Source organism: Bacteroidota bacterium, from assembly GCA_018698135.1.
Classification (GTDB): domain Bacteria; phylum Bacteroidota; class Bacteroidia; order CAILMK01; family JAAYUY01; genus JABINZ01.
In genome coordinates this window covers 13,794-29,986 of record JABINZ010000161.1, presented here as the reverse complement: position 1 = coordinate 29,986, position 16,193 = coordinate 13,794, and the positions used below count along the sequence as shown (strand labels likewise).

Below are 16,193 nucleotides of genomic sequence, written 5' to 3'. Positions count from 1 at the left end.
TTTTGATGTAAGGAATAAAGACAAATGAAAGTGGAAAATCCTGTGAAATTTGAATGCCAATTGAGAATGGATAATTGTGCTAATGTTGAGATAATAAGCAGATAATGTTTAATATAACATGACTTTATTCATATTGGAATTCGCTCCGGATTGCATCGAAAGAAAATAAATACCTGGACGGTGATTAATGGACGGCATCCACTTTAAGTCATGAGCACCAATGAAGCTTTTATTTTCAATTATTGTTTCAACAGCTCTACCATGCATGTCGTATAACTTAATCGTAATTAATTCCTGACTTCCTAATTCAATATGCAGCCAGGAGCCATTCTCTCCAATAGGATTGCTTAATACATTCAAATCAAAAATTTCTTTGTCATCAGGTATATAGAAATAGATAGAGTCGATATTATTGATTTTAAAAAGACCACCAGATACACTTCCTGCCCATATTTTTTTATTTGATTTTACATTGGGATCTATCATGATGGTTCTGGTTCTTCCGCCTACATTTTGAGGTCCTCTTTCTGTCCAAATAACTGACATGCTTTCGTCTTTCAATACACCTGTATATAATCCTCTACCATGGGTTGCAGCCACAACAGTATTATCTGAAGGTCTCATTTTCAGCATATCAACTCGCGTTAATGGAATTCCTGAGTACATAGGTTCCCAAACAGTTGAATTCCCATTTAATTTCAAGGTGTAAAAAACGCCCAGTTCTGTTGCAATGTAACAAGCTCCTTCAATTTCAGGGTGAAGCAAAGCCCAGCGCACAGGCAAATCGGGTAAATCTCCATCATGATGCTGCCAGCTGGCTGAATCGGTTAAAGCTCCTTTGCATTCCCAAATGTTATTAATTCCATAATTGGAAAAAATGACAATCAAGTGATTGGCATCTTTGGGATTAACAAAAATATTTGAACAATAAGCATCAGGTAAATCATTATCAGGGTTTATCCATACTGGTCGGACATTTTCATCGCTGATATGTGCATTATCCAATCTATAAATTTTGCCTCCACTTTTTCTGCCTAAAAAAACATGATGTGCTACATTTTGAGATACTCCAATTGCTGTTAAGTCTCCCCAGTTATAACTTGCTTTTTTCCAATCTTCTTTACTCGCAGTGGATGCATTTTTAAGTCGCCACAAACCTCTTTTACTAGCCTGATAAATAATTTCCGGATCAACCGGATCAATTTCTATTGGATTGATAAACTGGACATTATCATCAGTAATAAAACCATTTGTAATGGTATCAGGAATTCCTGTTCCACCATCTGTATATCGATACATTCGTCTATACTGCGTTGTGGTGTACATGATATCGCCATTATTCGGATTAATAGCACAAAAACTGCCATCGGCTCCCGATATGGCTTTGAAGTCTGATATGCCCTCATCTAAAATCATTAAACTTCCATTATCTTGAGTTCCTCCAATAATTTTGAGGTTTCCTGCTTCAGGATGAATAGATGCAGCATAAAACTGTGTTACATTAAAAGTATTATTCAAATTGTATATGGTGGGTTCATCTGAGGTGAAATTATCTGAACGCCATATTCCTCCATCATTTCCAAAATACGCTGTGTCGGAGTTATGAAAAACAATTTCATGTTGGTCTACATGAACATAATCATCGTTACTTCTTTTTCCTGAAGTTAGTTTTTTCCAGCTATCTCCTCCATCCTGAGTTCGCCAGATATATAAGCCACCTGCGACAACAATATCTTCATTATTTGGATCGACTTCAATAATTAAATCATACCATCCCTGATTTTTTGCCAGCTTCCTTTCGCCACCTGGATTTTCAGTTTCTTCCCATGTTAAGCCTTTATCATCGGATCGATAAAATCCAACAATTAAATGTTTATCAGCAGAGATACTACTTGTCGGCACGGCATAAACTACATCATCATTTGATGGTGCTGTTGCCAATTCAATTCTATATACAGCGGTTGGGAAACCTACCATTCTTGACTCAAAAGATCCACTATCGCCTGTTTCTGAATAATAAATTCCATCTTTTTCGAAAATGCCCATGCTAACAAAAACGCCACCTTCTTTAGTCAATTCAATATCTGCAGCTCGATTGCTTTTACTTCCAGAAGAGCTTCCCAAAACTTGTTGCCAGCTATTTCCTCCATCAACAGATCGTTGTAATCCACCATTTCGTGTACTGACATAAACATGGCTTGTAAAGGGGTGTACAACAATATCCTGACAATAATGAAATGCATTTGTAGTGGTGGATGGCAATTGAATCCATGAATCGCCACCATCAGTCGATTTCCAGACGCCAGCTCCTCGACCAGCATCAGCATTGAACCAGCCTTCTCCTGTACAGAAATAAAAAACCTTCGTATTTCTTGGATCATAGGTCATCTTTGTAATGCATAGATTCGATAAATAGTCATTAAATGGTTTCCAACCTTTTACATATAAATTCTTTGCTTGAATATATGATTTTGATATTTTTCCTTGATAATTTAAGGACTGGTAAGCTTTGTAAATTGCATCTCCAGGTACTTCTCCTGTAATTGGGTTTTTAATTTTATCGAACTCCTGCTCAAATGCTAATTGAGGGAAAGATGGGCTTTCCATTTCTTCTGAAAGTTCTTCACTAGAATGGGAAATAAAAACATTAATAAGTGTAACCAGTATGATCGAGGTAAATAGTAATATTGGAATCAGGCGTATAATTCTTCTGCTTAACATGATATTATTTTGTGTTGCAAAAATACAACTTCTGGATATTTAAACTGCTTTGAAAACAAGGGCTTTCAAAAACACTTATATCCATTATATTTGTAGCTTACAAATAGCTAAAATAAACTATGGATTTAAAGGATTTTATTGCAATCAAAGGAAAAAGTGAACTTTTTAGAGTCATTAATAAATCTCCCAAAGGGATAATTGTTGAAACGCTGAACGAAAAAAGAACCAAATTTAAAGTTCAACCTAACTTACATGTATTGGTGCTAAACGACATCACTATCTTTTCAACTGATAATTCTGATATTTTTCTATTGGATGTTTATCTGAAATTTTTTGAAAAAGGTGGATTGAAATTGGAATTAAATCAGAAATCTGAACCTGAAGCAATTTATTCTTTTTTCCGTGAACATGTTCCAAATCACGATCAAGAAAAGGTCTATATTTCAGATATGAAGAAAATGTTACGTTGGTATCATATCATATGTGAATTTTATCCTGACGTGATTGAGAATCTGAAAAAAGAAGAGGAAGAAAATATAGAAGAGGGCAAAGATGCTAGTGCGGAAGCTAAAAAAGAGCCTACGAAAAAAACAGGTGCAAAGAAAGCTACTTCGGTGAAGAAGGCAACACCAAAAGCACCTTCTGTCAAAAAACCAGTGGTCAGAAAAGCAGCTAAGTAAATTGTTATTGAATAAAATAGATTAATGGAACATAAGAAAAGAAGAAGAGTAATAACCGCTACACATAGAAAAGATTCAGAATCATTTCCTGGTTGGATGAAATTTGAAATAACCATGGAAAACGAGGATGGTAGTCAGGAAACAATACCAGCCTATGGTAAGGATTTACAGGATGCATTAAATCGAATAAACCATGATTTGCGTGTTAATAAAATAATGCGAATGATTAAATCCATTCCTCAATGGATTGCATTAGTTTTATGGTTTGCGTATCTTGGAATATTATCAGCTTGGTCAAACAGAAACGACACATGGCACGTTTTAATCATTGGAATTGGAATTTTGTTGTTAATTGGAACAATTCTGACCTTTTGGTTCAGAAAACGAAATGTGATTAAGGAATAATAAAAAATATAATTTTATTCACCCCTCTGATGAGGGGTTTTTTGTATAAAGACATGGGAATAAAGCTAAACTCAAAAAAGCGCTCTTTTTTACCTTTAACTATATCACTTGAAAACTGGGAAGACATAAAATCTTTCTATGAAGAACTGCAACAACGGCAAATCAATTCTGCTGAAGATCAGCACACATGGCTTGCAGATAGGAGCGAAATAGATGCTTTTGTAAGTGAAGATATAGCCTGGCGCTATATTAAATTTACTTGCAATACATTGGATGAGGATATAAAAAAAAGATATGATTATTTTATAAACGAAATCCAACCACATCTTGCTCCCATATCAGATCAACTCAATAGAAAGTTTATTGATTTTTATAACGTAGAATCAGCTCCCTCTGAAGCCTATCAAATACTTTATCGGTCGATAAAGAACAGCATTGAACTTTTTAGAGAAAAAAATATTCCTTTATACACAACTATTGCCAATGAAGGACAAAAATATGCCCGTATTACATCCAAAATGATGATTGAGCATGAAGGTGCTGAACTAACATTGCAGCAGGCTGCTGCATTCCTTGAAAACCCTGACAGAGAGATTAGGAAACAGGTTTTTGATAAAGTAGTTGATGCCAGATTGAAAGATGCTGCTGAAATAGATGAATTGTATAGCACACTTGTTAAACTTCGTCAAGAAGTTGCGGAAAATGCTTCTTTTTCAAATTTCAGAGATTATAAATTCATTGATCTTGATCGTTTTGATTACAGCATTGAAGACAATTTAGAGTTTCATAATTCAATTCGGGATGAAATTGTTCCTTTAATAAAATTGATTCAGGAAAGAAGACTGAATCTCATGGACGTGAAGGAACTGAGGCCTTATGATAATGATGCTCCTATTCCGGGGGAATTAAGAATTACTGCATTTGAACAAGTTGATGAATTGGTTGATAAAACCATCACAGGTTTTAATAATTTGGGTTTCAATCTGGGCGAATATATTGGCATTATGAAAAGCAATGGCTTTCTTGATTTAGATTCAAGAAAAGGCAAGGCTCCCGGAGGTTATAATTATCCTTTGGCAGAAACTGGAATTCCGTTTATTTTCATGAATGCAACAGGACGCCAGCGAGATTTGGTAACCATGATGCACGAGGGGGGGCATGCTATTCATTCATTTGTAAGCAGAGATTTAGAATTAACATATTTCAAACATACACCATCTGAAGTAGCTGAACTAGCATCTATGTCCATGGAATTGATTTCTATGGATCAGTGGAAAGTGTTTTACAAGGATGAAAAAGAATTCAAACAGGCTGTTCACAAGCATCTGGAAGATATATTAATGGTTTTGCCTTGGGTTGCAATAATTGATAAATTCCAACATTGGGTTTATACACATCCTACTCATTCCATAACTGAACGTGATGAGGAATGGATGTCCATATTGAAAGAATTTGGGACAGGAATAGTCAATTATGATGGATATGAGGAGTATTTGAAGAAGTCCTGGCAAAAGCAATTGCACTTGTTTGAAATTCCTTTCTATTATATAGAATATGCTATTGCTCAATTGGGAGCTATTGCTGTTTGGAAAAACTACAAACAAAATAAGGAACAAGGTTTAAATTCGTATATGGAAGCCTTGAAATTAGGTTATACGAAATCGATTCCTGAAATTTATAAGACTGCTGGCATTAATTTCAGCTTTTCAAAATCGCACTTAAAAGAATTGGCGAATTTTGTTAAAGAAGAAATAAAAAAATATGAGTAAGCAGTATTTATAGCGGTTTGAGTCACTTTATATTTAGCCATATTAAATAATTAATAATATATTTCAGATGAAGATTATTTGTGTCGGAAGAAATTATGTCAAGCACATAGAAGAGTTAAAAAATGTTGTACTTGAAGAGCCTGCAATCTTTTTGAAACCAGATTCTGCTTTGATAAAAGGAGAGCAAGTATTTGAAATGCCTTCATTTTCATCCAATATTCATCATGAATTAGAATTGGTTCTTAAGATTGATAAAAAAGGAAAAAATATTTTATTGGAGGATGCTTTAAACTATTATTCAGAAATTGCTCTTGGTCTTGATTTTACAGCCCGAGATATTCAGGATAAATTGAAAGATAAAAAACTGAGTTGGGAGCTTTCAAAGGCCTTTGATAATGCTGCAGCAATTGGGAAATTCGTTTCACTGAAGCAATTAAGTAATCCTGAGCAAATACAATTTCATTTAATTAAAAATGAAGACCTGGTTCAGAAAGGAAAATCAACAGAAATGATTTTTAATTTCGATTTCATTATTTCGTTTATATCCAGATTTTTCACCTTGGAAACTGGAGACCTAATTTACACGGGGACACCCGCAGGTGTAGGTCCAATTGCATCAGGCGATATTTTAAGAGGGTATTTAGATAACAATTTGAATTTAGAGCTCAAAGTCAAGTAATGAAAATCAAATTTTTCCTTTCCCTTATCTGCATCAGCTTAATTCCCATACTTTCTGTTGGTCAACATACATATCCTCAAAATGATTTTATTTCGCCTGTGCCAATTCCGATTTCTCTTTCAGGTAACTTTTCTGAATTAAGACGAAGTCATTTTCATGCAGGATTAGATATTCGAACTGGAGGACAGGAAGGCGTTCCCGTTATTGCCATTGCTGATGGACTTGTTTCGAGAATAAGCATCTCAGCATCAGGTTATGGGCGAATGCTATTTCTGGAGCATGATAATGGTTACACCTCTGGTTATGCGCATCTCTCAGCCTTTAATCCTGATCTGGCTGTTTTTGTGAAAAAGATGCAATATAAAGAGGAGAGTTTCGAACTGAATTTGTATCCACCATCCAAAGAATTCAGGTTTAAACAAGGAGATACTATTGCTTTTTCGGGTAATTCAGGTCATTCTTTAGCTCCACATCTTCATTTCGAGATTAGAGAAACTGAATCAAAATGGTTGATAAATCCCCTGTTATTTGGCTATAAACTGGAAGATAATATTAAGCCAAGGATGCTGCGGGTGCGATTGTATCCTTTAGATAACCTCAGTGCTATACAGGTAGAATATTATGGAAAAAACGGTACATATAATAGAAACTATTTCAAACCATTTGTTCTACGCTTAATTAAGTCGAATGGAGACTACAAGCTAAGTGGCGTTAAGGCAATTCGCGCTAAGGGAAAATTTGGGATGGCTGTTGAATGCAAGGATCAGATCAATGGTTCAGGTAATATCCTCGATATCTACAAGCTCTATTTGGCTATTAACGGACGGACAATTTATTCTCAAAAAAGGGATTTTTACAGTCCTGATCATACACGTTATATTAATGCCCATAGAGATTATGAAGCAAAAGTAAGTTTGCATAAAAATTTTCAGCGGCTTTTTGTTTTACCAAATAATAAGTTGGCATTTTATGATATACTAGATAACAATGGAATCGTTAACATGAACTTTGGTGACAGTTTAAATATACAGGTAACCGCTATTGATTTTTTCAAAAACCAAGTCGATTTGAAATTTCTGCTTCAATATTTTGACCTAGCAGATAGTTTGATTCCACAGGACACTGATACCAACTTTAAGAAAATCTTTTATTTCGACAGACCCAATATTTTCAAAACAGATGATATTGAGTTGAGTTTTCCTGAGTTTTCTTTTTATGAGGATATCAAATTTCATCACAGTATGCGAGATGGGCGGTCAAATATGTATTCCGATATTCATACTATTCATAATTATAAAGTAGCCGTTCAATATTATTACACTATACGTATTAATGCAGAAAAACTACCAGAGCAATATCAGCCTAAAGCTTTAATTGCGCAGATTGGAGCAAATGATTCATACTGGACAATTGGAGGTGAATATCAAAATGGCTTTGTTGTAGCTAAAAGCAGAGAATTTGCCGATTATGCCATTATGGTGGATACGATTGCACCTGTAATTCAAACACTAAATTTCTGGAATAACTCCAATTTAACCTGGAAAAAGGATATGCGTGTAAGCATGTATGATAGATTATCTGGAATAGAATCCTATCGGGCAAGCATTGATGGAAAGTGGATTTTGATGGAATACGATAAGAAAAGAAAACTTTTACTGCATACATTTGATAATAGGGCTGACGGAAAAGAGCATTATTTTAAATTGCTCGTTACTGACAAGAAAGAAAATACCCGGGAGATTAACATTAAATTTATTAGATGAAACTTAAAATAGGGGATATGGCTCCTGCGATAAAAGCCAACAACCAAAATGGAGAAGAAGTAAACCTTTTAGATTTCAAAGGAAAGAAAGTTGTTCTATACTTTTATCCAAAAGATAGCACCCCTGGTTGTACCCAAGAGGCCTGTAATTTAAGAGATAATTACAATACACTTATTAAGCAAGGTTATGTTGTTTTAGGCGTCAGTCCTGATGGTGAGAAATCTCACTTGAAGTTTATCGAAAAGCATGAACTTCCTTTTGATTTATTAGCCGATACAGAAAAGAAAATCCTAAACGATTATGGGGTTTGGGGCGAAAAGAAAATGTATGGCAGAACCTATATGGGTGTTATCCGTAGCACTTTTGTGATTGATGAAGAGGGAAAGATTGAAGACATCATTGAGAAAGTGAAAGTAAAAGATCACACTGCCCAGATATTGAAGTAGGCTTTTATCTCACAGGATTCATTTACGAGTGAACTACTAAACAAGATGTTTGGATTACACTAATGTAGGTCCGATTTGCAATCGGACTATTTTTTTCCTATTTGACCGAATGAAATTCGGTCCTACATTATTTACAGGAAAATTACTTTGTTGTAGGTGATTTTAGTCGTAGGCTGACTTAAAGTCGCAAACGACTGATCCTGAAAAGAATCAGACCTATCTGGTTGAATAAAACCTGATAGGTCGAAAGTAGAAAGTATCCAGTCAAAAGTTTATTGTTTATTCAGTTGTTCAACCTAACAGGAGCAAGGCCACCTGTTAGGTTTGACTGAGTTTTGGGTATGTGTCCCTTTCAGGAGACACTGATTCTAACCAACAGGCAGGAAAGCTTGTTTTCATGAGTACATCCTATGGGTTCGATTAGTGTCTCTCGAAGAGGACACTGATGAAACTAGACTCAGTAAGCCTTTCGAGGACACTGCATAGACATTGTGGTTTTATTTCTTGATAATCTTAATTGAATAATCAGACTGTGTTTTATCTGTATAGAATAGGATGGTATAAACACCCTTTTGCAAAGCTTCTAAATTCCACGTAAGAGGACTTTCTTCAACTTTTATTCTTTGCATTATTTGTCCGGAAGTATTAATAATTGCAGCTTTAACAGATGTTTTGAACCGATGTTCAATTATTAATTGATCGATAACAGGGTTTGGATATGCTTTAATTGCAAATGAACTCTCATTAGGTATAGAAGCAGCAATATCTTCTTGGAGTTGAATCTCTTCAAAGATGGTATCTTCAGCTTGAATAATTTCAGTAAAAAAATATCCTTTTGAATTATTCAGCAATTGGTCAAATGCTTTCAATGTCTCCTTCTTTGTATTATTCACAAACCAGGTTTCATCATCATCTTTTTTTTCTATTTCAATAAGTTCAAAACTAGCTTTTACAAATTCTTTATCCGATAATCCCCAGAATGAATTTTCAAAATTGTAAATACTATCTCCATCAATACGGAAACTATTTATTTCCCAATATTCGGTTTCTTTATCAAACTTAAAAAGATAGTAATCTCCTTTTCTCCTTTTTATTTGTCCAAGATATAAAGTGTCTTTAAGATTTTCTAATATGAGGAATGAACTTTTCTTTATCCGAATAAATGTGATTGTATCGAGAACAAGTTTATCATTTTCTGTGTACTGAAAAATGTAATCTCCCTGCAATTCATAAGGTGTAACACCTTTAACTTTATTTTTAAATTTTATATCTGTTACTTCGGATGCAATGCATGAAAACAAAGTAAACAGGATCAGTGTATATTTTAAAATGGGTTTTTTAATTGTCAGTACTTTCTTAGGATTATAAAAATAAGTAATAGGTAAAATTAATAAAGCGATTAGATCGGTATAATCTATAACTCTTCCAATTGTTAAAGGCAATAAGGAATTTGAAAACTCAATAATTCCAGTACTCAATGAACTTTTCCAAAATATGAAAAGCAATGCTGATACAAGGAAAATATGCTTCTTCCATTTTCCAATCAGAAAATAAATGAATGTTGTAAAAACGATCAAGCCTGCAAAATCGCTTAGCTTTCCAGTAATAAGTCCCGGATATAAGTCTTTTAAAATGAAATCATTTAGAAATAAAATACATAGGGATATTAAAAACAAAGGCGAGAGTATAAGATTAAATCGATTGTTCATGATTCATTGTTTTAATCCTTTTAAAACGAAGAAATCAAATTATTATTTTCGTAATATGATTATTGTCCTGCAGGCGTATATCCGGTAATTCCACTGATAACTAATCTTACTTCGGCTGCATCTAATCCATTTGCAGAAAAGCGCCCTTTATCATCTGTATTTATTGTTTTAAGTAATTGGTTATCTTCATTGAATATCTTAACAACTGCATCATCTAAAGGATCGTCAAAATAATAGAATTTACCACTTACTTCAGCATCAGGACCACTGATAGGAAAATAACTGACTTCCACAACAAAGTTCCCTTCAGGGCTATCGGCAAATTGGAAATTCCCTCTACCATCAGTCATGCTACGAGCAAAAACAGCATAACCGGGAACTTTTTTTAAGGTGACATCAACATCTTTAATGGGCGAACCGGAAGATGAAACACTTCCTTTAATTGCATATTTTTCAGCTAAAATAAATCCGAGACTTATTGCCAAAATAAGGATTACTAATAGTTTCTTCCCCATAATTGTGTTTTTAATTGTATATCAAATGTATACAAAGAAATTTGATTTATTAATTCTGTTCAAAAACGAATCAATCAATCACAAACGCCTGTTGAACTATCTTATCTTTTCCACTCAATTGAAGTAAATACATACCCTTGGTGGAAACACCACTCTCTACAGAATAAATATTGTCAGCATATTGATTTTCCATTTTTGATTCATAGATAATCTTTCCTTGCATATCTAATATTCTAAGCAATTCGAATTCATTACGATCTATTTTTAATTCAAAATTCCCATTATTAGGATTTGGAAATAATAGAATTTCAGGGCTTTGTTGGACCTCATTAATGCTGTTTACCACCGATAAAGTTTTCGTTATATCATTGGATCCACATCCATTAGCAACCTGTAAATTGACCTGATAGTCTCCTGCATCTTGAAATTTATGCACACAACTAAAATTCATGGTATCTATATTTCCATCTCCGAAATTCCACCCAAAAGTATTTGCTAGTGTTGAATTGTTTGTGAATGTATAATATAAACCAGAATCTTTAAAACTGAAGTCTGCAATAGCTGCATTTGTATGGATGTAAGCTATAACTGGGATTCGTTCACTCAGACATTTCTCCAATTCTGAAAGCTTCCAATCGTAAAAGAAATAGTAATAACCTGTTTGTGCTGCTGTGCTACCTGTAATACTTATTGTATTTGGTATGGTGTAAGGATAATTTGCGCCTGTCCGATTTCGGAACAAATTACAAGCATTTCCAGTAACTAATTTTAAGTTGGTTCCAACAGGAATGTTAAAATCTAAATCAATTCTGCTTTCGCCATCTTCAATATATAGTGTTTTGGTAGCCAATACAAAGTCGTTTGCATCTTTAAGTTCAATAGTTCTGTTAGCTGCACCACTTGCATAAACAACAACGGAGTGAAGATGCATAGGTTTCCATGTGCTGAATACCAAACCATGTTCGTTGTTGTAGGAGAAGTTTCCTCCAGTGCCAATGTTGTTGTCAGGGGCTCCAAATCGATAACTCTTTGCATTTATCTGGGCATAATAGGTTGTTGTTTCCGTAATAGGAGGGCTGTAGAAATAATTTCCCAGTGCAAGTAAATTGCCACCAGTTAAGGAATCGTACCATTCGATCATACCACTACCATTGGCTCTTAGTTTTACACTTCCATTTCCACAATTCGATCCATTCACAACATAAGGAGCTTCAGGAAACTGTACATCGATATAATCTTCTCTGGTGAAACTGTCAGAACCATATGCATTCCATGAAATAAGTTTGACTGTATAAACACCATTTTCAAGATAGCTGTGTGACGGATTTTGATCTGTTGATGTATTGCCATCTCCAAAATTCCACAACCAATTGTCTGGTGCGTTTCTTGACATATCGTTGAAACTAACTACACCATTACAACTTTCCTGACTCAAAGCATAAAAATTTGACAGAGGAGCAGTGTTGGATTGATTACAGAAGAAAATAAGTTCATAACCCGTTTTTTGCATAGCTTCATCTGTAATTTGCCTGATGGTTATTGATCCGGTAGTGGATGTAATTTGACCACTATTTGGGAGGCTATTTCCAGTGTATGATCCAATAAGAGGAGCATAAATGTTTGCTCCATCATAAATTTTCAGATAATCATAATCCAATTCAAAATCAAAACTTTTAAACTGAAGTGTCACTGAACTGGCTCCAGTAGGTGATATGGTTATACTTCCATCTGTATTGTTTGAATAATCTGATGTTCCTCCATTATCATAAAGAATTCCATTGCAGTTAGTAATAACAGAATTCCCTGAATTGGGGCTGAAGAATTCACAATTTTCATTGATTTCTACTTCTAGTTCCCACTCGCTTATTCCTGCAGCACCAGTGGTTTTTAAACTGATGGTTTTGCTACCTGCAGTAGAATAAACTATTTGGTGAGGACCTTCTGTTGTAGCATTAGCAGGTGTTGCATTTTGTCCAAAATCCCAATAATATGTTGTAATATCTCCACTTGAATTGCTAGTTACAGTCAGTGGATTATCTATGCAATTATTTGAGCTGCTTATTTCAAATCTTGATTTTGGGCAACCACCAGTAATTGGTATGATGGCTATGTATGGTGCATAATTATGTTTTGAAATTGTTAAATAAGCCTGACTCCCTGCTAGTGCATCAAAATTTAAGGTAACATTACCATTGGTTAAGGTGTCCATGGCAATAATCTCCCCATCACAAACCAAAGTAACTAAAGCATCAGCTAAGCTACAATTTGAGATACTAAATGAAGTTGAATTACAAATAATGCTGTCATTGTGTGTGACTGCAGTTATGAGTTGTGGATTCTCTGTAAAAATACGCATGGCAGGATCACCAAAATAATGGAACAATTCAAATGTATATTTATTGGTTCCCCATGTTTCAACCATTCTTAATAATCCCTGGTTTAAAACATCTCCCATGGTAAAAATATCTTCATGATCACTTAAAGTAGGATTGCCAATTCCCTGACTTCCTGTAAAGTTTGGAATGAGGCCGGGGTTCGACCATATGGCATCAAAAAAACCAAGCGTTAAAGCATCGTTGTATCCAGAATAGCTAACATAAGCCGCGGCAAAAATACCTGCTGCGCCTCCATTGTTATGACGTAAAAATGCTTCTGCAAAACACTCAGGTAATTGATATTCTCCGGTATTGCAGTTGATACTAAATACGATAGGAAGTTTTTTTCCATTGGAAAGCAATGACTTGACATCACTTGTTTTGAATTGAGGCATATGCCAGCCAAGTCCTCCAGAATAGCCATGGTCTCGGTGTAATACATAAAAAGCACCAGCATTGATATTAATGGCAATGTCGGTTTTTGATCCATTCCATTCAAAACCGGGTTTAAGTAATGAGGAGTCGAGGGCTTCTCCTGCTGCATAATATGTATTGTTCCAATATTGAGGAGTGATATCAATATCTGTGGCATACACACGTTTCACATCTTTTCCGATCTCATTTTCAATATAATCTTTTACATTTTCGCTGGTTAATGAAAATCTTCTGTCAGCATATCCATTTTTATCATCATCTTGATATTGTGCACAATTTAAACCTGTATGGTAGAAATCATAATCGTTATAAGGTTTTCTTTCATAATCAATGATTTTTCGAATGGTCAGATTGGCTTCTCCAGCATAGGAAACTGATATTCTTCCATGTGCAATGTCGGGCATGTAATCATTCAAGCCATCCATACAAGCAAAATATAGATCTGTATGGAATTCATCATTTGATGGTGAAAGGATATTGTCGCCCGGTACATCTTCATTGTCACCTATAATTACAAAATAATCTGGTTTGGGATCCCAGGAATCGTAGCGGGTTTTAATTTCATTGCGCACATCATCAGCTGTCCAAAATGATTTTGAAATAACTTCTACACCATATCCCAGTTGCATTTTCCATTGTGCTAAACTATCAGCGGCTTGTTTGTATTTTGAATGAGTAATGATTATATAACTTTTTGATTCTCCTCTCATCTGATCGGCAAGAGCTCTTGTATAATCATTTTGTCTAATTTCATTTTTAATTGAGAAATCATTAAGAATGAAATTAGGTATGGTTTTGAGGTAATTATTGGAGGATCGTTTGTCAATAAATCCAGATTGTTTCTGAAACTCGATTTTATACTTAATTTTTGAATAAACAATTATTTTTCCTTCAGCAGGATTGAATTGAATAGGACACAATTGAACAAAAGCCATATTCATTCCTCTTATTTTGTTTATTTCAACCACATCTACCGGAACATTTGGATAATTGATGTTGGAATTATAAAAATCTTGATCTATTTCAAAAGTTGGTTCGGGATCTCCCCATCGTCCTGTAGCTAACCTCAATGAAGGGTAGATCATGTAATTATCGTATTCCTGTTTCTCAGCAGAAAGAATTTTAATAGAGACATTTTCAGTCCCAAGTGGTAAGGCAATTATATCAGTATGTGATGGAAGAGCTGGCTTGCCTCTTTCTTTTAAATTTGTAAAACCTTTGATGTGAAGATTCTGGAAATCCATACCATTATCTGCTATTTGGCTTACAAATACACCCGGGAATTGATATTCAACGATTAAACCATTGTTGTCTTTTTCATCAACACTTCTGACGGGCATTTTATCATTAAATAATGATTCGTTTTGGTTGAATGAAAGAAAGTTTGTTTGAGCGAATACGAAACTTGAAATAAGCAGTAAGGCTCCTAATAGGTTAGCTTTTTTTATCATAAATGTGTTTTTGCCTTTATTTAGTTACAGCAAAGCATTTCACTATATGCTGTATCTATTCGCAATATATAAATTAAGTCAAATATTTTGAACACTAAATACAATATTTATTGTGGAAAAAGAGAATAATAGGAGAGGTGAAAATGCAATGAAAAAAGACTAGGCTTTTTTAAGTGTAAAGCCAAATGTGGTTCCTACTTGCATGCTGCTTCGAACGTTTATTTGTTGACCGTGCGCTTCAATTATATGTTTTACTATGGCAAGACCTAAGCCACTGCCACCTTCACTTCTTGACCTTGCTTTATCTACACGGTAAAAACGTTCAAAAAGTCGAGGAAGGTGTATTGGTTCAATTCCATTGCCATTGTCAGTAACTTCGATTAAAATATTATCATGCATATCATAAAAGCCGATCAAAGTTTTCCCTTTTTCTTTTCCATATTTTAATGAATTAGATATAAGGTTTGTTAATACTTGTTTGATTTTATCAATATCTGCAAATACATAAAAACTCTTATTACAACCATCTTTGAAGGCCATGGAAATAGTATGTCGTTTTGCTTGAAATTCTAAGGAATCAAAAATTTCACCACATAATTGATGAATATCAAATTTTTGAGGGTCAATATTCAATTCTCCGGTTTCCAAACGAGAAATTATATCAAGATCGTTAACAATTTCAGATAAATTATCCAGATTCTTGGCGGCCTTGCTTAAATACTTTTGATTTATTGATGCATCATGAAGTCCTCCATCTAAAAGAGTATGTAAATAACCCTGAATGTTGAAAATAGGGCTTTTGAGTTCGTGAGACACATTCCCTAAAAACTCTCTTCTGAATGTTTCGGTGTTTTTAAGCTGTGCCAGTTCAATGTTTTTACTTTTTGCCCAATCAACAACTTCCTCACCAATTTCAGTAATTATATCATTGCGAATATCAATTTTAGCAGGAGATTCCTTTTCTTTAAGTTTTAAATTATTGATGGTTTTATAGATCAGTTTAATTTTCCGATAGATGAAAAATTCCAAGGTATAGGCAAAAACCAGATAGGAAACAAGCCAGGTAATGCCAATCACTATCAAAAACATATACCATTCGCTAATGTTGAATATAATATGAATTAATAAATATATAATGCCGATTAAAACAGAAACAATTGATGAATTAAGTAAGGATAATTGTAAGGGAGTTAGGTTCTTCATTTTCATTATGGATTCCACTTTGGGAAATTAGTATTTATTTGC

General features: G+C 34.3%; 11 protein-coding genes. 6 read left to right on the top strand and 5 right to left on the bottom strand.

From position 1 onward, the window contains the following. Positions 1–108: 108 nt before the first annotated feature. Entirely contained in the window at positions 109–2,721 is a 2,613-nt protein-coding gene (locus HOG71_10710) for a T9SS type A sorting domain-containing protein (protein ID MBT5991308.1), read from the bottom strand. Positions 2,722–2,840: 119 nt separating this feature from the next. Between HOG71_10710 and HOG71_10705 the strand changes: the two genes are divergently transcribed. The 6 genes from HOG71_10705 to bcp all read left to right on the top strand — a co-directional run bounded on the left by HOG71_10705 (position 2,841) and on the right by bcp (position 8,463). Further along, positions 2,841–3,401 (top strand): DUF5606 domain-containing protein, encoded by a 561-nt coding sequence (locus HOG71_10705; protein MBT5991307.1) that lies wholly within the window; start codon positions 2,841–2,843, stop codon positions 3,399–3,401. 24 nt (positions 3,402–3,425) lie between these two features. Next, complete coding sequence (locus tag HOG71_10700) at positions 3,426–3,806, top strand: hypothetical protein (GenBank protein MBT5991306.1); 381 nt, start codon at positions 3,426–3,428, stop codon at positions 3,804–3,806. 53 nt (positions 3,807–3,859) lie between these two features. Then, on the top strand, positions 3,860–5,575 hold the full coding sequence (locus tag HOG71_10695) for a M3 family oligoendopeptidase (GenBank protein ID MBT5991305.1): 1,716 nt from the start codon (positions 3,860–3,862) through the stop codon (positions 5,573–5,575). 67 nt (positions 5,576–5,642) lie between these two features. After that, positions 5,643–6,254, top strand: a complete 612-nt coding sequence (locus tag HOG71_10690) for a fumarylacetoacetate hydrolase family protein (protein ID MBT5991304.1) — start codon at positions 5,643–5,645, stop codon at positions 6,252–6,254. Next, complete coding sequence (locus tag HOG71_10685) at positions 6,254–8,017, top strand: M23 family metallopeptidase (protein ID MBT5991303.1); 1,764 nt, start codon at positions 6,254–6,256, stop codon at positions 8,015–8,017. The genes HOG71_10690 and HOG71_10685 overlap by 1 nt, the downstream gene beginning before the upstream one ends. Further along, complete coding sequence (gene bcp / locus HOG71_10680) at positions 8,014–8,463, top strand: thioredoxin-dependent thiol peroxidase (protein MBT5991302.1); 450 nt, start codon at positions 8,014–8,016, stop codon at positions 8,461–8,463. Before HOG71_10685 ends, bcp begins: the two co-directional genes overlap by 4 nt. A 497-nt stretch (positions 8,464–8,960) precedes the next feature. Here bcp and HOG71_10675 read toward each other — a convergent pair whose 3' ends face one another. From HOG71_10675 to HOG71_10660, 4 genes are all read right to left on the bottom strand, one after another. Further along, on the bottom strand, positions 8,961–10,172 hold the full coding sequence (locus HOG71_10675; protein MBT5991301.1) for a T9SS type A sorting domain-containing protein: 1,212 nt from the start codon (positions 10,170–10,172) through the stop codon (positions 8,961–8,963). Positions 10,173–10,231: 59 nt separating this feature from the next. Next, positions 10,232–10,687, bottom strand: a complete 456-nt coding sequence (locus tag HOG71_10670; GenBank protein ID MBT5991300.1) for a carboxypeptidase regulatory-like domain-containing protein — start codon at positions 10,685–10,687, stop codon at positions 10,232–10,234. A gap of 70 nt (positions 10,688–10,757) precedes the next feature. Further along, positions 10,758–14,948, bottom strand: coding sequence for a PKD domain-containing protein (locus tag HOG71_10665; GenBank protein MBT5991299.1), 4,191 nt, complete (start codon positions 14,946–14,948; stop codon positions 10,758–10,760). A 159-nt stretch (positions 14,949–15,107) separates the two neighbouring features. Beyond that, the gene (locus tag HOG71_10660; GenBank protein MBT5991298.1) at positions 15,108–16,151 is read right to left on the bottom strand and encodes a sensor histidine kinase; all 1,044 of its coding nucleotides are present in this window, start codon (positions 16,149–16,151) and stop codon (positions 15,108–15,110) included. Positions 16,152–16,193 lie beyond the last annotated feature (42 nt).